24 protein-coding genes are annotated in these 17004 nt (G+C 62.7%); 12 read left to right on the plus strand and 12 right to left on the minus strand.

The annotated features are described in order from the left end of the window. From MFF26_RS25740 to MFF26_RS25750, 3 genes are all read left to right on the plus strand, one after another. The coding region (locus MFF26_RS25740) for a response regulator (protein WP_238308891.1) at window positions 1–969 on the plus strand (969 nt) is incomplete at its 5' end. Window positions 970–1396: 427 nt separating this feature from the next. Next, window positions 1397–1978, plus strand: coding sequence for a recombinase family protein (locus tag MFF26_RS25745; RefSeq protein WP_238308892.1), 582 nt, complete (start codon window positions 1397–1399; stop codon window positions 1976–1978). Further along, entirely contained in the window at window positions 1975–2250 is a 276-nt protein-coding gene (locus MFF26_RS25750) for a hypothetical protein (RefSeq protein ID WP_238308893.1), read from the plus strand. Before MFF26_RS25745 ends, MFF26_RS25750 begins: the two co-directional genes overlap by 4 nt. 21 nt (window positions 2251–2271) lie before the next feature. Here the strand turns inward: MFF26_RS25750 and MFF26_RS25755 are convergent, their stop codons facing one another. Together MFF26_RS25755 and MFF26_RS25760 are read right to left on the minus strand one after the other, a co-directional pair. Continuing rightward, on the minus strand, window positions 2272–2475 hold the full coding sequence (locus MFF26_RS25755) for a hypothetical protein (RefSeq protein WP_238308894.1): 204 nt from the start codon (window positions 2473–2475) through the stop codon (window positions 2272–2274). Between the two features lie 550 nt (window positions 2476–3025). After that, complete coding sequence (locus MFF26_RS25760; RefSeq protein ID WP_238308896.1) at window positions 3026–3472, minus strand: Ros/MucR family transcriptional regulator; 447 nt, start codon at window positions 3470–3472, stop codon at window positions 3026–3028. 190 nt (window positions 3473–3662) lie between these two features. Between MFF26_RS25760 and MFF26_RS25765 the strand changes: the two genes are divergently transcribed. The 3 genes from MFF26_RS25765 to MFF26_RS26535 all read left to right on the plus strand — a co-directional run bounded on the left by MFF26_RS25765 (window position 3663) and on the right by MFF26_RS26535 (window position 6042). Then, on the plus strand, window positions 3663–4211 hold the full coding sequence (locus MFF26_RS25765) for a PAS domain-containing protein (RefSeq protein WP_238308897.1): 549 nt from the start codon (window positions 3663–3665) through the stop codon (window positions 4209–4211). 1272 nt (window positions 4212–5483) lie between these two features. Beyond that, window positions 5484–5930, plus strand: a complete 447-nt coding sequence (locus MFF26_RS25770; protein WP_238308898.1) for a hypothetical protein — start codon at window positions 5484–5486, stop codon at window positions 5928–5930. Next, the gene (locus MFF26_RS26535) at window positions 5866–6042 is read left to right on the plus strand and encodes a hypothetical protein (protein WP_283207428.1); all 177 of its coding nucleotides are present in this window, start codon (window positions 5866–5868) and stop codon (window positions 6040–6042) included. Before MFF26_RS25770 ends, MFF26_RS26535 begins: the two co-directional genes overlap by 65 nt. Window positions 6043–7074: 1032 nt before the next feature. Here the strand turns inward: MFF26_RS26535 and MFF26_RS25775 are convergent. From MFF26_RS25775 to MFF26_RS25795, 5 genes are all read right to left on the minus strand, one after another. Continuing rightward, a complete protein-coding gene (locus MFF26_RS25775) occupies window positions 7075–7443 on the minus strand; it encodes a hypothetical protein (protein ID WP_238308899.1) in 369 nt (122 codons plus the stop codon). Between the two features lie 765 nt (window positions 7444–8208). Further along, window positions 8209–8970, minus strand: a complete 762-nt coding sequence (locus MFF26_RS25780; protein ID WP_238308900.1) for a helix-turn-helix domain-containing protein — start codon at window positions 8968–8970, stop codon at window positions 8209–8211. Between the two features lie 376 nt (window positions 8971–9346). After that, window positions 9347–9709: a hypothetical protein gene (locus tag MFF26_RS25785; protein ID WP_238308901.1), complete on the minus strand. Its 363-nt coding sequence runs from the start codon at window positions 9707–9709 to the stop codon at window positions 9347–9349. A 77-nt stretch (window positions 9710–9786) separates the two neighbouring features. After that, the gene (locus MFF26_RS25790) at window positions 9787–10083 is read right to left on the minus strand and encodes a helix-turn-helix domain-containing protein (protein ID WP_238308902.1); all 297 of its coding nucleotides are present in this window, start codon (window positions 10081–10083) and stop codon (window positions 9787–9789) included. 78 nt (window positions 10084–10161) lie between these two features. Next, window positions 10162–10548 (minus strand): type II toxin-antitoxin system RelE/ParE family toxin, encoded by a 387-nt coding sequence (locus MFF26_RS25795; RefSeq protein ID WP_238308903.1) that lies wholly within the window; start codon window positions 10546–10548, stop codon window positions 10162–10164. 124 nt (window positions 10549–10672) lie between these two features. Between MFF26_RS25795 and MFF26_RS25800 the strand changes: the two genes are divergently transcribed. Beyond that, window positions 10673–11101: a hypothetical protein gene (locus MFF26_RS25800; RefSeq protein ID WP_238308904.1), complete on the plus strand. Its 429-nt coding sequence runs from the start codon at window positions 10673–10675 to the stop codon at window positions 11099–11101. A 6-nt stretch (window positions 11102–11107) separates the two neighbouring features. Here MFF26_RS25800 and MFF26_RS25805 read toward each other — a convergent pair whose 3' ends face one another. After that, window positions 11108–11332 (minus strand): hypothetical protein, encoded by a 225-nt coding sequence (locus MFF26_RS25805; protein ID WP_238308905.1) that lies wholly within the window; start codon window positions 11330–11332, stop codon window positions 11108–11110. A gap of 318 nt (window positions 11333–11650) precedes the next feature. Between MFF26_RS25805 and MFF26_RS25810 the strand changes: the two genes are divergently transcribed. Both MFF26_RS25810 and MFF26_RS25815 read left to right on the plus strand, forming a co-directional pair. Beyond that, on the plus strand, window positions 11651–11887 hold the full coding sequence (locus MFF26_RS25810) for a DUF6894 family protein (protein WP_238308906.1): 237 nt from the start codon (window positions 11651–11653) through the stop codon (window positions 11885–11887). A gap of 24 nt (window positions 11888–11911) precedes the next feature. Next, on the plus strand, window positions 11912–12658 hold the full coding sequence (locus MFF26_RS25815) for a Crp/Fnr family transcriptional regulator (RefSeq protein WP_238308908.1): 747 nt from the start codon (window positions 11912–11914) through the stop codon (window positions 12656–12658). Window positions 12659–13044: 386 nt separating this feature from the next. Here the strand turns inward: MFF26_RS25815 and MFF26_RS25820 are convergent, their stop codons facing one another. The 4 genes from MFF26_RS25820 to MFF26_RS26585 form a co-directional block, all read right to left on the minus strand. Then, window positions 13045–13788 (minus strand): carbonic anhydrase, encoded by a 744-nt coding sequence (locus tag MFF26_RS25820; RefSeq protein ID WP_238308909.1) that lies wholly within the window; start codon window positions 13786–13788, stop codon window positions 13045–13047. 158 nt (window positions 13789–13946) lie between these two features. Then, entirely contained in the window at window positions 13947–14219 is a 273-nt protein-coding gene (locus MFF26_RS26725) for a hypothetical protein (RefSeq protein WP_505744345.1), read from the minus strand. Between the two features lie 276 nt (window positions 14220–14495). Continuing rightward, window positions 14496–14807: a hypothetical protein gene (locus MFF26_RS25825; protein WP_238308910.1), complete on the minus strand. Its 312-nt coding sequence runs from the start codon at window positions 14805–14807 to the stop codon at window positions 14496–14498. A 170-nt stretch (window positions 14808–14977) separates the two neighbouring features. After that, window positions 14978–15148, minus strand: a complete 171-nt coding sequence (locus MFF26_RS26585; protein ID WP_308447772.1) for a hypothetical protein — start codon at window positions 15146–15148, stop codon at window positions 14978–14980. Between the two features lie 223 nt (window positions 15149–15371). Between MFF26_RS26585 and parA the strand changes: the two genes are divergently transcribed. The 3 genes from parA (at window position 15372) to MFF26_RS25845 (ending at window position 16760) form a co-directional block, all read left to right on the plus strand. Continuing rightward, complete coding sequence (gene parA, locus MFF26_RS25835; RefSeq protein WP_238308912.1) at window positions 15372–16034, plus strand: ParA family partition ATPase; 663 nt, start codon at window positions 15372–15374, stop codon at window positions 16032–16034. Beyond that, window positions 16031–16339, plus strand: a complete 309-nt coding sequence (locus tag MFF26_RS25840) for a ribbon-helix-helix domain-containing protein (RefSeq protein WP_238308913.1) — start codon at window positions 16031–16033, stop codon at window positions 16337–16339. The genes parA and MFF26_RS25840 overlap by 4 nt, the downstream gene beginning before the upstream one ends. A gap of 226 nt (window positions 16340–16565) precedes the next feature. Beyond that, a complete protein-coding gene (locus MFF26_RS25845) occupies window positions 16566–16760 on the plus strand; it encodes a hypothetical protein (RefSeq protein WP_238308914.1) in 195 nt (64 codons plus the stop codon). The last annotated feature ends 244 nt before the right edge of the window (window positions 16761–17004 follow it).

The following is a 17004-nucleotide window of genomic DNA, read 5'->3' on the forward strand; positions in this document are numbered from 1 at the left end:
CTCGGCCTGGCCATCTGCCGGCACCTCGTCGAGCTAATGGGCGGCGAGATCGGCGTCTCTTCGGTCGACGGCGGCGGTTCCACCTTCTGGTTCACCGTGCGCATGCCGCGGACCTCCGCGCCGGCCGAGGTGACGGCACCGATCCTCGCGGCCGCGTCCCGCCGGACGGGCCGCCTGCTGCTTGTCGACGACTCCCCCATCAACCAGGAACTCGCGCGGGCGGTGCTCAGCGGGGCCGGCCACGTGGTTGAGACGGTCGGAGACGGGCAATCGGCCGTCGATGCTGTTCAGGAGCGTGCCTTCGACCTGGTGCTGATGGACGTGCAGATGCCCGGCATGGACGGGATGACGGCCACGCGTCTGATCCGTAAACTACCCGGCTCAGTAGCGAAGATGCCAATCATCGCCATGACGGCCAATGTCCTGCCCGAACAAATTGCCGCCTTCCGCGAGTCCGGCATGGACGACCATGTCGGCAAACCTTTCGACCGGGAGCGCCTCTATGCCACGATCGAACGCTGGCTCGTACAGGGGGCGGTAGTAAACACCGCGTCTCCCGCTGAAGTGGACACCCCGGAGTTCGATGAAGATGCCTACCGCGAGGTATGCCTATTCCTAGTTCCCTCTCGCAGGCGAGAGATACTGCGCATCCTCGTGCGTGAACTCGATACGAGCTTCGTCGGCGATGCGCGCACCCTGGATGAGCGGACGAAGTTTCGACAGCGAGCTCATTCCCTTTCTTCGGCAGCGGGTATGATTGGCTTTGCCGCCTTTGCTGAGGACTGTCACACCCTTGAGGCTTTTGACGAAATGCAAGTGTCAGAAGAGGGCCTCCAAGCATTTGAACGGAAGCTCACAGGAGTGCGATTACGCGCAAGCTGGGCTTCTAAGTTCGTTGAGCATCTACTTGCTGAGATGGACGTAAACCCCGAGCGGAGACTACGACTAATTAAGACCGAATTGTTGTAGGCGCTTATCTTTCCTGTTGACAAATAAAATCCATTGATTGTGTGCACCCGGTCGTCCACAGGTGTTAAACCCCCGTTCGCCGTTTAATCTAATGAAAACACCAAGAGCTGTGATTATCTGAACATTACAGCCACTATGATGGTTGTGGCCCGCTGCTCGGTGTTTGCGGTTGTGACAGCAGCTTTAGCGGATCGACCCATACCTTGCTGGCTTCCTCGGTCCGGCCACTCTCGACAGATGCACAAATTCGCTTGCCCGGCATTGACTCACGTTGCTTACCGGTTGCGATCGTTACGAAGATTGAGCCTCTGCCGCCGGGCAGTGGCCTGCCCAGCTTCTAATTCGTCCATAAATCAAGAGTTTTGCACATTCTGCTCGACCCTGATCCGCCAATGGATTAGCGTGTGCGTAACTCATGAACGAAACTATGGCCGAAAGCCCACCCTCACGTCTGATCGGATACGCCCGCGTCTCGACGGTGGGGCAGACCCTCGACGTGCAGCTCGACCAGCTGCGCGCGGCCGGCTGCCGGACGATCTTTCAGGAGAAGGTCAGCGGGGTGAAGTCCGACCGCAAGGAGCTGACCCGGATGCTCAAGGGCCTGCAGCCCGGTGACGTGGTGATGGTCACGAAGCTGGATCGCCTCGCCCGCTCGATTTTCGATCTGTTCTCGATCGTGAAGCGCATCAACGACGCCGGGGCCCGCTTCCGCTCGATCGCGCAGGAGTGGGCAGATACCGGCTCAGCGCAGGGCCGGATGATGCTGGCTGTCATGGGCGGCATGGCCGAGGTCGAACGAGAGATGATCCTTACCCGCACGGCCGAGGGTAAAGCCCGTAAGAAGGCCCGTGGTGAGCTGCGCGAGGGTCGCCCTCCCAAGCTCAACCCGGCGCAGCGAAAGGAAGCGTTGGCCCGCCTAGATGACGGGGAAACCCTTGTAGACGTGGCACGGACGTTCAACGTCAGCCACAGCACCATCCAACGGCTCAAGCCGAGGGTAGGCTCATGACGATGTCGGATGTAGCCAAGGTGCGCGAGGAGATCGCGGTCCTCATCGCGCTCGAACTCGGGTTCGGTGATCTGGAGGCGCTCACTGCTGAGGATCGAGCCGTCATTGAACGGCAGACCACGGAAACCATCGAAGGGTGCGGCGACGAAAAGGCCGACTGTACCGACACGCATGTGAGGCTGCGCGGCCTTCTTGCCGAGTACCACAGGCTCCAGCAGCTTCACGCCGGCGAGCCGAGCCCTGCGGCGCATGCTGACGGTACTGCGGGATGACAGCTTGGAGGCCATCAGGCCTCAACGGACCTCCTCACAGCCGATGCGGGACATCAAGGTCGTGAGCGACAAGTCCTCGCCTTCGGACGTGGAGGTGCGCACATGGTAGCCATCCCGCTCAAGCTCCTGGACCTTTTGGAGCGCTTCGGTGGCGGTCTCGGCTTGGTAGGCGACGGCCGGTTTCTCGGTGTTGGTGAGGTTCGCGCCAGCGATGATGTAACCCATGAACCCTCCTGCTTGGCGCCAAGGGTACCCTAGCAGGCCACGGATCGCGAGGATGCGGGGCTGTGTCCGTTAGGGCCGCTTCCAAGGCACGATGCTACCGTGTCGCTGGAGCGCGGGGATGTGGCCGGCTCTCCGCCTCTGTGATCGCTGCAAGCTGCGCCCTCAGTTCGATCATCTCCGCTTGCAGTGCGTCCAGCACATCCTCTGTCTCGGTCGTATCGCGCCCTTGAGCACGGAGCAGCAGAATGAGGATGCACTGTTCCGTGATGCGAACCTCACCCCTGACGATATTCTTCTCCACCTGCCTGCGCGGGTCGTCTGCATAGGGAGGGAAGACGGTCATCGATGCAGCCTGCATAGGTAGCCCTTGAGGGCCTTCGGTGATCGTTTGCCGCCAAAACGACTCCTGTCCTCGAAGCGTTACTGAATACGGGCTGTGGGCTGGAAGGATTTGCGCGCATTCATGGTTCCCGACGGTAAGTTTTGCGGTCGGCCTGATCGCTTGGAGCCGTCGAGGCTGGTTGCCGTAGCCAAAGTATGAGCGGCAAGCCTACTCGGTTGCCTGCTGCTTGGCCCGGCCACCGGTGCGGCCCAGACCAGCCCCCTTAGCGAGCTCGGAACGTCGTGCCGCGTAGTTCGAGGCGACCATCGGATAGTCGGAGGGCAGTCCGTAGCGCTGGCGGTAGGAGTACGGATCGAGCCCGTGCCGGCTGAGGTGGCGCTTCATCGTCTTGTACGGCTTGCCGTCAATGAAAGAGACGATCGCGTCCGACGTGATCGATTGCTTGATCTGGGAGGCCGTCGGCTGATCGATCTGTTCCTCGGCTGGAGTGGCGTGATGCGGCCGGGCGAGACTGGTGAGAGCACCGTGTACGGCGGTAACGAGCTTCGGTAGCTCGGAGGCTGTGAAGCGGCTCCCGGATGCGTAAGCGGCCACGATGCCCGCCGTGAGGGTAACGAGATCGAGGGTAGGCGCGTTGATCGTGTCGTCGGCCATGCTGTGCTCCTCCTCTTGGTTCAATGCCATTGGCTACGGTGTGGCAAGTAGACTGATTGGTGGGAAAGCTATTACCTCCGGAAACCGACCGTGCGGAGCTCTTCGGGGATCTGGTCGAGGCTTGCCAGAGCAAGATGCAAATCTAGGTTACGATACCGAAATCAAATCCCGCGCGAGGGAGCGTAGTGCCGTGATTTGGGTCACCGATCACCTGGGCAGCCTCACCTATGTGGGCCAGCAATGGCATCACCTGACGGGACAGGAGACTAGTACTGCGCTCGGCATGGGCTGGCACGACTCACTTCATCCTGACGACAGAGCATTCATCGTCGACAGTTTCGCCGAGGCCTGTCAGCGCCAAACAGAGTTCATGCTGCTGTTCCGCCTTCAAAGGACGGACGGCTCGCATGTCTGGGTACTCGGTGGGGCGTCCCCCTCCTTCACGCCCCTCACCGAAGAGTTCGTTGGTTTTCTCGGCGTGCTCAGCGAGTACGGAGAGGATGCTCAAGGCCTGACGGCAAAGGCTGATATTGGCACCTTCAAACCCGGACGGCCGACCGGCGATTTTGCTCCGCTTTCGAAGCTCGATATCGCCGCAGATTACCTGATCGCGGCACGAGCCGTCACGGTCGGATACGGCCCCGACGTCGCGAATGCGATCGACGACGCTCTGCATGCTCTGGGTCAGGCTCTTCAACGCGAGCAGCAGGCGACGCGTTCTGCGGGCGGCTATCACTGAGCCGCGGGGTTACCGGATCGCCACGCAATGTGGCGTAAGCTCGTTCGCGGACCTCGTAGGCCGTGCGCAGCAGCGAGCCCGGTTCGCCGCGGGCATTCAATGGCAACGTGCTCCCAACGTTCGCAGCATGGCGATCACGCGCCTTTTTGAATTCGGATCGCCACGTCGCATCGGCCACAGCGAATAGAAGTCTCAGGCTAACCGGGCAGTTTTGATACACGGTAAGATCTCGTTTACTTGGGCTACGCAGCGCAATTTAATGTTGCATTCGCAGATCTAATTCTCGCCCTTTCAGCAGTAATGAGATCTGCGCGCGGTCAAACTCTCAATTTGAATGTTGAATTACAACTACATTTGAAATGCGGCGCATCACGCGGTCGTGAGATCACGCCCGTCGCGCCCAGGTTTGATGGCAACGACGGCCGAGCGCGGCGCCGATATGGCCCGCATTATGGATGTGTCGGGGTACCACGATCCGCGGACGGTGGTCAGAGCTGTGGGACGGCCTTCGCTTCAACGACCATTTTGGGCCGATACTCATTGAGGCCTAACCAAGGCGGCAGGACGAACTCATTTCTGCGCTTGGATCGGCCTACCGATCGGCGGGTTGCTGTCTGTACGAGAGAGGGCAATCCAACCAGGGCCGAGAAGCAGGCCGCACCGGTTATCCCGGCTCTCGAACACGCCCTCGCCAATCATCTGGTCCGCTAGGGGAGAGGTACTTCAGAAAACTTCAGTCCCGTAGCGAAACCTAACTCAGCCACTCGCGGACGCAATCAAGCAGCACGCTAAAGTGATTTCACGACGAACCGCAAAAAAGGTTGCGGGCTTCCCGTATTGCAGTTGTAGCGGCATAATAGATTTGTCGAACGATCACACGAAATTGTAGTCAGGGCTGTCTGTATGGGCAAGAGCGTGGGACAGGTGAGTACTTCTCAAAAACCCCCAAAGCGAGAGCCGACGCCGCAGGAACAGCGGGGCATCGACAAGGCGCTCGCTTATTGCCGAGGCCGCACGGCGCCCATCGCCTTCGAGATTAGCAAGGCGGAGGGGTCCGACATTTCGGTTGGCATCCCTCACAACAACGCGGGTGGCTTCATCGCACAGCAGCGGGCCACCTTCGGCACCGTATCGCAGGCATTCGCCGACCGAGCTGGTGGTGAGGTTGGCAACGCCCTCAGGAACCGCGGTGAGGCATTGCCCTCTCCCAACGCCCTAAATGCCGGTGTCGCGGCTATTGCCGGCATTGAGCCGCAGAACGAGCAGGAGGCCATGCTCGCAGTTCAGATGGTCGGCACCCACGCCATGGCGATGGAGATGATGAACCTCGCCAAGCAGACGGAGTCGCCCGATCGGCTGGAGCGCTACGGCAACCTCGCGACCAAGTTCCTGCGCACCTACACGACGCAGATGGAGACGCTGGCGAAGCTCCGTCGTGGGGGTGAGCAGACCGTGCGGGTCGAGCACGTCCACGTCTATCAGGGCGGTCAGGCAGTCGTCCATCAGGTGACGCAGGTCGGGGGTCAGCATGGGGGATCGCTCGAAAATGAGAACCAAGCCCATGCACTCATTGGATCGCCAGCCCACGCCCTTCCGGCTGGCACTCCGATGCTGCGCCAGGACACGGGCGGGGCTGGAATGCCGGTCGCCCGCGGTGGGCGGGAAGAAGCGGTGCCGGATGCACGGGGGAGCCGCCGGAAGCGGGGCGCCGAGCGGTGAGCGGAACGGAGCCTATCGACACGGGCTCAAGACGCAGGAGGCACTTGCTCTAGAGCGCGAAGCTCGGGCGCTCCTCCGTCAATGCCGCGAACTACTCAGAGAGATACCTTGAGGGGAAAAACTGTCCCGATATGGAACGGATTGGTTTCCTATGGTTTATTGCCCCATAGCCAGCCTCCCTACGAGGCCATGGTCCGGGTGACTATCCAGGTCAGCTCCGGGCAACCGTGATCGGCCGACCGGGCATCGGCAGCAAGTGGCAGAATACCTGCCACAGGAGTGGGAACGGGTCGCCCCAACCCCACAGATTGACCAGGTCAGCAGACCGATGTGCGCCTGGTATGCTCCGCGTCAGATCTCGGGAGAGATGAAGCGGCGAGTAAAGGCCGACCGCCTGACCCCGGCCTCCCCGATAGGGTTTCGTCCATCGGTACGTGTGACCGGTACTGCTAGCTTCGGCGCGTCAGGTCATAGGCTTCGCTAGTACTGGCGAAGCCATGCCCCGTCCAACTCCATCAACACATCAGGGATCTTTAGAGCCCCCATAAAATAGCCGACGCTAATGTGATACCGGGCGGAAGCAGCGAAACGGGCAGAGTCGTGGTACCCTGCAGAACGAGTTTTCTCAACAGTACGAGCGTACGCGTGAGGCGACCCGGCATGAGCACACATGAGCACAAATGACGACATTAGATGATAGCAAATGATGACATCGGAACGCTGATTGTATGCTGGTAACAGCGATAAAACAGGGTGTGCTCTCCCAAAAACGCGGGACGGCAATGGAACCAGCCGGGCGTTGAGAAAAAGCATTGAGCGCTGGTTAGATCGACATCCAGCGCCATTCAGAACAATGGCTGAAACCGCTGGCGGCGACGCATAGATAAATGGCGGCGGAGTGAGCCCAGACACGTTTTTCAATCTGTCGAAGACGAGATGCGACCGCATTTTTTAACTTTAAATATTGCAGTGGGCGACGGGCTCTCGCTTAGTTCACTGACTCGAAAATAACGGGGAACAACGGTTGGCCGACAGTACTAATCTTGGATTTCAATCAAATTTTTTAAAAAAGGCCGAAGTTAACGTGGAAGACGGCTACGACCCTGGCTGACGTCGATCAAATCATACCGATGAGGACACTTGCCTACAGGGCAGATGCCTGCAACCCGGAGCCGCCAAGGCTGATCCGGCGCCCAGTAACAGGGCGCGTGCCATGGTCCGGAGCCGCATAGGTGCGACGTGAGAGGTCGTGGAGCATCGTTCCAACGAGATCACCGGCAGCTTCGTTCAGCCGCTCGGGTCGGCAGGTCGCCGCTATCCAGACGCCCAGTGCATGGGTGTGGCTGCGACCGTAGAGCCAGACTGCCAAGTTCGCTCGTATTGCCTCCGGAATGCCGTCCAAGAGAGCCGCGAGGGTGTCGGGCTCGGCGCGGCTGAGACGAGCGACGAGTTCGAACGGCACGGGGCAGGTGCCGGCGAAATCCTCGGCGCCGACTAAGCGAGCTTGATGCACGGTTGTAACTCCGGAATGCACTACCCTGATGCCCAACGTGTGGTTAACGGTTCGTCAACGCACCGTTGTCCGAGAGGGTACTGAGAGCCGGTAGTGGCATCGATTTGCTGTCTGTTGCCCAAGAGGCATTCGGCTCAGCGTAGCCAAGCCGGGTCGTAGCCGCCGCACTCGACAGCACAAGGCCGGCGGCGATCAGAAGACGATACAGGGGAAGGCCGATCATTGTTCGAGGCCAGTTGCGAGGGATGCGGGGGTTCAGCGCGGCTGCGGCGCCGGCACACGGATCGTGACCATCTGGCCGCTGATCGGATCGAAGACGGTGATGGTCATCGCGAGGCTCCAGCGTCAGCACAGGGTCGGATGTCCGGCTAACGCTTCGAAGCGTGACGGTTTCCGCGTCGTGTTTGGATGTGGTTAGCCCTCCGTTAAGCCTGATAATCGGTGTTCGACCAGCCCTGAAACCACCGGTAGGACAGGCCGACCACGCTCCTCGCTCGGGGCAAGCGACTAAGGCTGTGGGTAGAGCTGGGATCACCAGGGCAAGAAGCGGTCCGAGGCCGGCTGCCCCGCGAGCATGAAGGCGATCGCACCGATGACGCCCGCGAGTGCGACCCAAATTTCAGCTTCAATCACGACTTCTCGCTCAGCCCGACGCGGGCGAGGTGCGACTGAGGTGATGCGGCGAAACATGCGACCCCACAGCATCGGTTGCGTCCGCTCTTACGAACGGCGGCAGTCCGGTGGCGCATAGCTCAGGCGGTCCTACTACGCTCTACGATCCGCCGCGGCCCTCCTCGTCTGAGGTCGGCCGCTGCCCCTCGGCAGCCCTCGCGGCGGTGTCGCTGGCCTCGAAATCTCCAGATCTAGAACTTCTGTAGGCGTGCCCTTTGCGCTTTTGCACCCTCCCCCCTCGGCCGGGAGGGTCGGCGCCTCGTCCTTCCGCTTGCGGGTGAGCCGGAGCCAGGCCGTCCACTCGGGCGAGACGATCCGCAGAATGTTGGTGTCCGATCGCCAGCCGGTGATGCGGCGTTCCTCGACGGTCACGAGGCCAAGGCGCACCGCTTCACGGATCGCATTGCGCACGGTGGTCTCGGACACGCCTGCAATGGCTGCCATCCCGCCGACGGACAGACGGCAATCCTTCCGGCGCACGGTCTCGGCCGCGACGAGAGCGAGCACCGCTTGTTCCGCCAGGGTAAAGCGTGCGGCGATCGAGGGCGGGAGGCGCCCAGAAGCCGCCCAGCGGCGTCGGCGCTCCATCGAAGCATCGGTGCGAGGCCGGGAACCGCGTCTGCCTGTCCTGGGGCTTCCTGCGCGATCTGGCGGGGTGTTCGGGTCGATGGGTCCGGTTTGATCCTCCCGTTTCGGGGAACCAAGCTGCCGGACCTCAATCAGGGCGGACAGTGCCTCGGCCTCGGCCTCGGAGACGTGCCCTTCGCCGTAGGCGCGCCAGAGCTGCGCCGCGATGGCGGGCAAGGTGAGTCGCGGTGCTGCCTCGATGGCGGTCCGCAAATGGTCGGCAAACATCGTCGTTCGGCCCCTGAAAGGGCCGCAACAGGTCGTTCGGAGCCACCTCAAGGGCGTTCCGTGGTCCAGGCAAAGCCTCATCGTCGCGAGAAACGGTGTTCTCGCTTGACGCCTTGGGGCGTCTCATGGCTTTTGGGAGTTGGAAAAACGGCTCCCAAGGCCATCTTGATTTCGACGGGCTCACCCTTGCCGGGGTGGGCCCGTTGGCTTTTCAGGGTTCGACTTGCGGCGGCGGCTGTCTCCTGATGGTCGGCTTACGACTCGCCCGAAGGTGAGCGGGGCCGGACATGGCATGTCGGCCGGAGGCAACGGTTAAGTCAACGCTAACCGGCCGGTCAGGGTGAAAGGCTTCACGGGGAGCGGCGGCGCGCGGGCGCTACGCTCCGTCCGGATCTCGGTTGAGCATTGCGGCTGCGATGACTTTGCAGGCTTCGTCGCGCAGCAGGAACGAGAGCCAGCCAAAGCCTGGGTGCCGGATCATGAGTTCGAACCCCTCAGCGCCGTGATCGCGCATTGCGATTGCTGGCCGCTCCGTCGTCGGAATGCGGGCGTTAGCGTCGATCTGCGGGTTAACGGCCTCGGGCAGCGCAGCACGGAACCGCCCCAGCTGCTCCATCAGGCCGTCCAATTCGTCCGCGCTGAAAGCATTCGACCATTGCACTTGTCCGTCTTTTTCAGCTGAGATGCCGACATGCTCGCCGAGATGCTTAAGGCGTATCTTTATGGGTGATTGGCTCATGAAGCTCTCCCAAGACGACAAAGCCCCGCCGGTTGGACGCGGCGGGGCTTAGACGCGGTAGATGGTCGAGGCGTTGATTACGCAGCCGAGAGCGCGCGCTGCACGGCCTCGGGCTCAAGGCTGATGACCTTGAGGTAAGCCCGCGTCGAGGCGTCCGGCTTGGCGCGCTTTTGCTCAAGGTCGCGAAGCGTGCCGATCGGGAAGCCGTACCGATAGGCGAACACTTCCTGAGTGAGGCCGAGCCGCTTTCTGATGCCGCGCACGTCGATCTCTTCCGGCAAGGTAATTCGATAGGTCTCGGGGTCGGCCTCCCCACGCGCGAAGGCCTGCGCCTGCCGTGCGGCCTCAACGAGGCCCTTTCCGAAGCTGGTCATTGCAGATCCCCTCCTTGGGATTGGCCCCCGGTCCTCTCACGAAGAGCAGGCGGGGGAAGCTGCGAGATGGTTGATGCCTCAGGGGTTCCCCTGAGTGCGTGCCCGTTGCCGGGCGGCTGCCTTGCGGACGCTTTCGCGGTAGTCGTCCACGATGGTTGAGAGATACGCCTTGATGGCGTTGCGCTCGGCCTTGTCGAGGTTCGCCCGCTTCCCCTTCGACAGAAGCCGCAAGAGGAAAATCGGCACGTCCTGAGCGCTTGGATAGAAGAACACCCGGTATCCGCCGGACTTCCCCTTTCCCTTGCCGCCGATCCGCACCTTGCGCGCCCCGCCCGTCCCCTCGATCGGATCGCCGCACAGCGGATTGCTGGCAATGGCGGCTTCGATTGCGTCGTCCTCGGCGGGCGAGACGCCCGCGGCCTTCGCGTCGGCCTGATAGAGAGGAATTTGGACAATGCCGTGCATGGGTTGAATATACGGGCTGCCCGTAGTTTCGACAAGCGATAAGTGCGGGCTGCCCGTATAAATCTGATGACAGCTTGGGCGGCCTCGCATAGGCATGAGCGTAGCCATTGCCGCGCGTGCCTCAATGCCCATCCGTCGGGAACATCGGTTCTTCTATCCGATCGACTGGCGCGAGCTGTCGGCCGCGATCCGCTTCGGCCGCGCCAAGGGCCGGTGCGAGGGCTGCGGGCGCCCGCATGGTCGAGCAGTGTTCTGTCTTTCGGATGGCCGGTGGTGGGACGATGACGCCGCGTCCTGGCGCGATGGTTCCGGCCGGATCGTCTGCACTGCCGTCGGCGGCGACGATGTACTTGCGACCGTCCGGACGACGCGGGTTGTGCTGGCCACCGCGCACCGGAACCACGACACCGCCAACAACGCGCCCGCCAACCTCGCGGCGTGGTGCCAGCGCTGCCACATGCTTCACGACAGGCCGGAACACGCCCGGCGGCGGTGGTTGACCGTGTTCCGACGGAAGGCGCTCGGCGACCTGTTCCGCGGTCCCTACAGGTGAAGCCGCCTAGTGCGTCCGCTCGGGGCCACGCCCGGCAAGTCTTTGCTCCGCAGCCGCCCGCAGCTTCTCCGCGCTTGCCCCTGTCAGGCCGCCATTCTCAGCCCAAGCCATCAGGACGCCGAGCGCCAAGAACTGAGCGGCTTTCTCAGGTTTGGTCACCTTTCCAACGCCGACGAGTGCGACAAGGCCCGCCGCCGCCATGCTCGCAGCAACGAAAGCCGGATCGGTCATCAACTCATCGTTCATCGCTGTGCCTCTTCCGCCCCGTCAGTAATGCAGTTTTCGTCCCACCACCTGCACTGTGCGCTGGGAGTGAGACAAAGCACCTCTAGAGCCTCAAGCGGCGTATCATTGCATCAGGCTGGCAGCGGCGCTCCGGCTGTTGGCGGGCTATGCGAACGCATAAACCGACGCACTTGCAGATAAAAGTCCTCAAGCTCTGCCTTGGCGATATGAACTCGGCCTGCTGCAGCGCGGCCTAACGCAAAATTACAAAAGTGAACTAGGCCAGATCAAACGGGTTGCGTCCGTGATTTGCAGGAGGGTTCTGTGCCGCGCTACTTCTTCGACATTGACGACGGCGTACGCGACCTGCGCGACGATGAAGGTGTCGTTCTCGACGACCATGAGCGCGCCAGGAAAGAGGCCATCGGCACCCTCGCGCAACTCGCCAACAGCATGCTGCCAGACGGCAATAATCACACCTTCAAGGCTAACGTCCGCGACGAGACGGGCAAGCTGATCTATGAGGCTACTCTAGCCCTCAAGAGTGGCTGGGTCGTTTGATGGTTGGCATCGGAGGGCTGGCTCGTGGTTAGGTCCGCTATCGCCGACACCGCCCTGGAAGCACTCATACGCAAGCTGGAGAGCACGTCCGACCTTACGGAAGAGGAACGGCGGGCGATCCAAAAGCTGCCGGTGTCCATTCGACCCCTCGCTCCTAGCCAGGACCTCGTGGCAGACGGCGAGCGGCCGGTGCAATGCGGGCTCCTCGTAGAGGGCTGGTCCTACCGCTACAAGCTCCTCGCCGAGGGACGCCGCCAGATCCTGTCTTTCCACGTCGCGGGCGACACACCGGATCTGCAAAGCCTGCATCTGGACGAGCTCGATCACGGGGTAGCAGCCCTGACATCCTGCACCTTCGCGCTCATACCGCACGACAGCCTGCGGCATCTAACCAGGACGTTCCCCGACGTGGCCGCCCTCCTGTGGCGCGAGACGCTGATAGATGCTGGGATCTTCCGGGCGTGGATTGCAGCGATTGGGCGCCGTTCCGCCTACGGCGGGATCGCGCATCTATTCTGCGAACTGTACCTACGGCAGGAAGCGGTTGGCCTCGCCGCCGATCATCGTTGCCCGATGCCAGTGCGGCAGACGGATTTGGCCGATGCGATGGGCCTAACCTCGGTACATATCAATCGGGTGCTGAAGGAGATGCGCGACGCCGACCTTATCACCTTCGAGCGACGCGAGTTGGTGATCCGGGACTGGAAACGTCTCTGCGACGCGGCCGAGTTTGACCCTACCTACCTGCACCTGAAGAACTTGGCGGCCTGAAAAGCGAACGGCCACGGGAGCCGGAACAAAGGTGCGCGTACATCCGGCGTCACCCTAGCCCCGGCATCGTGGCCGCATCCGATCAAGCGACAGGGTCGCGATAGGCATGTCCCTGAGATGGGGGCGACATGGTTAACAATCAATGAGCAGCCCCGCCGCCCGATCTGCTCACGGGCTGGCGGGGCGTGTCGTGTCCACACGACGGGGCCGATACGCAACGCGGCTTCGTCTCAGGGTGCCGGCCTTGAGTTAGCTTGGCATCAATCTGTCTTCGCCCTGCCTGTCTCATTTGGCGGCATTCAGACCGCTCGCGGCGATCAGTGCCTCGCGGTACAAGTGCAGCGTGTCGAGGGGCGAGATGGATGAGTGGACTCGCTGGGCGGGCTTTAGATATCTTCCATCCATTCGACATGCCCATCGGAAAGGCCGTAGCGGGCTCCAACAACCCTGACCTTCCCATTGGTGAGCGCATCCTTGATCACCAGGCTTTGAGTCGTGAGCCGTTTCGCCACGCGGCGTGCGTTACTCCGCACGGAGGCCTCAAGCAGGTCACCTCCTTGGCTTCTTGCTTCGAGTACCGCCGGCACAATCGGTTGCACCATTTCACCGATGACCCCAGGGAAGGTCGCGTTCTTTTCCACGACATCAACGGCTGCCGCCACGGCGCCACAGGACTGATGGCCGAGCACAACAACTAAAGGCACCCCGAGAACGCCAACAGCATACTCAATGCTTCCCAATGCTGCCGTATCGACCGTGTTGCCGGCGTTCCGAACAATAAACAGTTCGCCGAGCCCGCGTCCGAACAGAATTTCCGGCGAAACTCGACTGTCAGAACAACCTACCAGAACACAGAAAGGAGCTTGCCCGCGGGCGAGTTCGAGGCGGCGTTCGCGCCCGTTTGCTGCCAGGGACGGCGCTTCGTTCCTGAAGTTTTCATTGCCCTCCTTCATGGACTTGAGCGCATCAGCTGGAGACATCGTGGTCTTTGCCAGAGGTGATGCAGCCTGCACTACGCCGTTCGGCATAGCGGTCGCGGCGAAAAAACTCGCTGCCCCAACCAAAAGATGACGGCGTCCAATATGGGGTAAGCCACCTGCAGCGTAGCAGTCGCAATTCGTGTGGGTCATATTTGATCCCCTCCCCATTCCCATCTTAGCTTTGCCATGTGCACGTCGAAGCGTGAGCGTCAGACTGCCAGCGCGTCATGAACCTAACGTCCCGACCTGGTTGGAAAATGACAGCTGCTTACAAGCTTCGGTGATTGCTAAGGGCTCTCCGAGCGGACCTATGACAAAGCGTCAGGGTGCAGAGCTTCTATGCCGCTGAAACGACGGGGTATGAGGCGGCAACCGTCGTGCAGCTTACGATGCTGCAAGCTGATCCTGGGCTCGGCCGTGTAGCTGCCAGCGGTGATGACTGTGCCGTGGCAGCATGGGCACCGCTTCGGCTTGTCTCGATGATCGCGATGCGCCTCATCCGTTGGAACGCGCAGCCACTCTCCATCGATCTTGACCTCGCAGAGAGGAGAAGGGCGCTTAACCATTCCCCTCGCTGCCATGTCAGAGCATGAAGCGCGCGGCGGGCGCTGTAGCGCTCGGCCAGCACGCCGAAGCGGTAGGCGCGCCAGTAAGCCGGACGCGGGGCACTGGGGCCAAAGGCGGTCACGGCGTCATGTCCTGCCTGCCGGTGGGCAGCATCGGCGAGGCGGGCGCGCCGGATCGCGGCGGCGAGCGGATCGGGGCGGGTGACGGCGCGGGCGGGAGGCGTGGCGACGGCCGATAGCACGGCGGCGAGGATGACGCGGCGGGTGGGGCGGGGTGCCATGGCGCGGGCCCTAGTGCGCGGAGCGGGTGCGGGTGGTGCGGGCGGCCTGCCAAGCGGCCTTGAGGGCGACGGACATCGCCTCGTCCCAGGTGCCGCCAAACCGGGTTTGGTGCGCCTTGGCGGCCTCGGCGGCGGCGGACATGATGCCGACGCGGTCGAAAGAGCCGTCGGCGTTGACCAGGGCGACCCGGCCGAACCGCACCGCGCCCTCGACGCGACCGCGGGCGCTGAGGAAGCCGGCGGGCATCTGCTGGCGATCACCGCGCATGTCGCGCTTGGCGTTCGACCAGGAGAAGGAAGCGGCGCGGCTGCGGTGGGACACTGGAAAGTCTCCGGTTTCATGTCTATATGGACAGATAAACGGAGACAGATTAACATGTTTCCGGCAACCTATGCATAAAAACGGAAGCGATGCTGACGCGAGAGCAATGCCGAGGCGCGCGCGCGATGCTGGATTGGTCGCGGGGCGAGTTGGGACAGCGGGCCGGGCTGTCAGAGCGGACAGTCACGGATTTTGAGCGCGGTGCGCGTGAGCCCCACGAAAACAATCGCCGGGCCTTGCGCGAAGCGTTTGAGGCGGCCGGGCTTGAGTTCATTGCGCAGAACGGCGGCGGCGCCGGCATCCGGTTTCGCAATCGTGCCGATGGCACGCGCGAGGAACACTGAACACCTGCGGGCACGCTGGCAGGGCCACACGCGGACATAACGTCAGGCCCACATGCGGGCTTGTGGGCAGGCAGGCAATCGCGCCGCCCCTCCCCTGCGCTTTCCCAGTGACAGACAGGCTGGGCGCCCCGTGCTCGAATGTGCAGGCGACTCGGCGCGTGGGCCTGTGGGCAGGCCCGCAAGACTTCAGGCGGACACGGGGACAGGTGGGAGTGCAGGCGTGCGGACGATAGCCGTCATCAGCCAGAAAGGCGGCGTCGGAAAATCGACGGTCGCGGTTCACCTCGCGGTGGCGGGCACGCTCGCGGGGTTTCGCACGGCGCTGGTCGATCTCGACCCCCAGGCCACGGCGCGGAAGTGGGGCGACAAGCGCCAGGCGCCCGAGCCGGAGGTTGTCGGGGATCATGCCGAACGGCTGCCGCACCTCGTCGAGGCTGCACGCGAGAACGGCGCTGATCTCCTCGTGATCGACACGGCGCCGAATGCCGATCGGGCATCGCTGGCAGCTGCGCGGGCGGCCGACCTGATCCTGATCCCCTGCCGGCCGGCGGCCTTCGACTTGGAAGCGATTGAGGCGACGCGGGATCTCGCGACCATCGCCAAGCGCCCGGCCTGGGTCGTGCTGTCCTCGGCCCCTCCCCGCAGCGCCATTGTGGAGGAGGCGCGGCGTGGGCTGGAAGAACAAGGGGCGAAGGTGGCGCCCCAGGTCATCCATCAGCGGGTCGCCTACAGCTATGCCGTGATCGATGGGCGATCGGCCTCAGAGTATGAGCCGGACGGCAAGGCGGCCGAAGAGGTCGCGGCCCTGTTTCAGTGGGCTTGCGGGCAGGTTGGCTTGCAGGCAGGCGGACACGACAGCAAGCGGACGAGGGGTCAATCGTGAGCAAGCGGCCGAGCCTGTTTGGTGCGAAGTCGGCGCCGGTCGCGCCCGAGCCGGCGGCCGATGCTTCGAAGCCGGATGAGCCTGCCCGCGTCGAGGCGGTGCCGTCCGCTGAGCCTGCGGGACCGAAGCGCTATCCGAAGGCGACGACGCGCGAGGGCAAGCGGGTCGTAACAGCCTACGTCTCGCCCGAGGCGTTCCGCCAACTCAAGCGGATCGCGGCCGACGAAGATGCCCAGGTTCAAGACCTGTTGGCCGAAGGGCTCAACGCCATCTTCGAGAAGCGCGGCCTGTCGCGGATCGCGTGAGGATCGCGCGGCGGACCCTTTCACTCAGGAATGAGTAAAAGCCCGGTAGCAGCAGCCCGGCGGATCGGATGGCTTGCACGCCTGCTTGTCTGCCTGTGGGCAGGCCCTCAAGCCGTCATGCAGGGGTTGCGGCAAGTGGGCGGACAGCGTAACTTTCGATAACTTTTCTTCTCGAAAGTTTCGCACGGGCAAGGTCGCAATGCCGTGAGGAAGTGAAGCCGGGGCTATGAAACCTCTTCCGCTGATCGATGGCACGGGAGGGGCGCGGCTGCCGATCAAGCCGGCGCTCGGCCAGCCCTGCAACGGCTGCGGTTGGTACTGCGCGTCTGAGCCCTGCGCCATTGCGCGGAAGTTCATCGGCGACGACGAGGGCCGTGCCCGGCGCTCGAATGGGACGGCGCGCGGTTCGGCTGCGGGATGATGGTGCGGCCTCTCGCCTACCTGGGGCTGGCTGCCGGACTCACGGATGCATTTTCGCTTCCCAGGGGAGCGGAACTCGGATTGGACGAGGCGGACGCAGAAATTGGCCGACGGATCGCGGAAGCGCTTGGCGCGGGGAGGGGATGCGATGCCGCCGACCCTAAATATCACGCGGATCTATCGACCAAAACTCAAGCACAAAAGCCCAACGCTAGAATTTGTGCCCATTGGCCTACAGAGGCGTT

The organism is Methylorubrum suomiense (assembly GCF_022179765.1).
GTDB classification, from domain to species: Bacteria; Pseudomonadota; Alphaproteobacteria; order Rhizobiales; family Beijerinckiaceae; genus Methylobacterium; species Methylobacterium suomiense.

Bases quoted from the DNA above. Each gene is read 5' to 3' on its own strand.
- MFF26_RS25745 (WP_238308892.1), top strand. From the start codon at position 1,397: ATGGCCGAAAGCCCACCCTCACGTCTGATCGGATACGCCCGCGTCTCG.
- MFF26_RS25750 (WP_238308893.1), top strand. From the start codon at position 1,975: ATGACGATGTCGGATGTAGCCAAGGTGCGCGAGGAGATCGCGGTCCTC.
- MFF26_RS25755 (WP_238308894.1), bottom strand. From the start codon at position 2,475: ATGGGTTACATCATCGCTGGCGCGAACCTCACCAACACCGAGAAACCG.
- MFF26_RS25760 (WP_238308896.1), bottom strand. From the start codon at position 3,472: ATGGCCGACGACACGATCAACGCGCCTACCCTCGATCTCGTTACCCTC.
- MFF26_RS25770 (WP_238308898.1), top strand. From the start codon at position 5,484: ATGCTCGCAGTTCAGATGGTCGGCACCCACGCCATGGCGATGGAGATG.
- MFF26_RS25780 (WP_238308900.1), bottom strand. From the start codon at position 8,970: ATGTTTGCCGACCATTTGCGGACCGCCATCGAGGCAGCACCGCGACTC.
- MFF26_RS25785 (WP_238308901.1), bottom strand. From the start codon at position 9,709: ATGAGCCAATCACCCATAAAGATACGCCTTAAGCATCTCGGCGAGCAT.
- MFF26_RS25790 (WP_238308902.1), bottom strand. From the start codon at position 10,083: ATGACCAGCTTCGGAAAGGGCCTCGTTGAGGCCGCACGGCAGGCGCAG.
- MFF26_RS25795 (WP_238308903.1), bottom strand. From the start codon at position 10,548: ATGCACGGCATTGTCCAAATTCCTCTCTATCAGGCCGACGCGAAGGCC.
- MFF26_RS25800 (WP_238308904.1), top strand. From the start codon at position 10,673: ATGCCCATCCGTCGGGAACATCGGTTCTTCTATCCGATCGACTGGCGC.
- MFF26_RS25805 (WP_238308905.1), bottom strand. From the start codon at position 11,332: ATGACCGATCCGGCTTTCGTTGCTGCGAGCATGGCGGCGGCGGGCCTT.
- MFF26_RS25820 (WP_238308909.1), bottom strand. From the start codon at position 13,788: ATGACCCACACGAATTGCGACTGCTACGCTGCAGGTGGCTTACCCCAT.
- MFF26_RS26725 (WP_505744345.1), bottom strand. From the start codon at position 14,219: ATGGCAGCGAGGGGAATGGTTAAGCGCCCTTCTCCTCTCTGCGAGGTC.
- MFF26_RS25845 (WP_238308914.1), top strand. From the start codon at position 16,566: ATGAAACCTCTTCCGCTGATCGATGGCACGGGAGGGGCGCGGCTGCCG.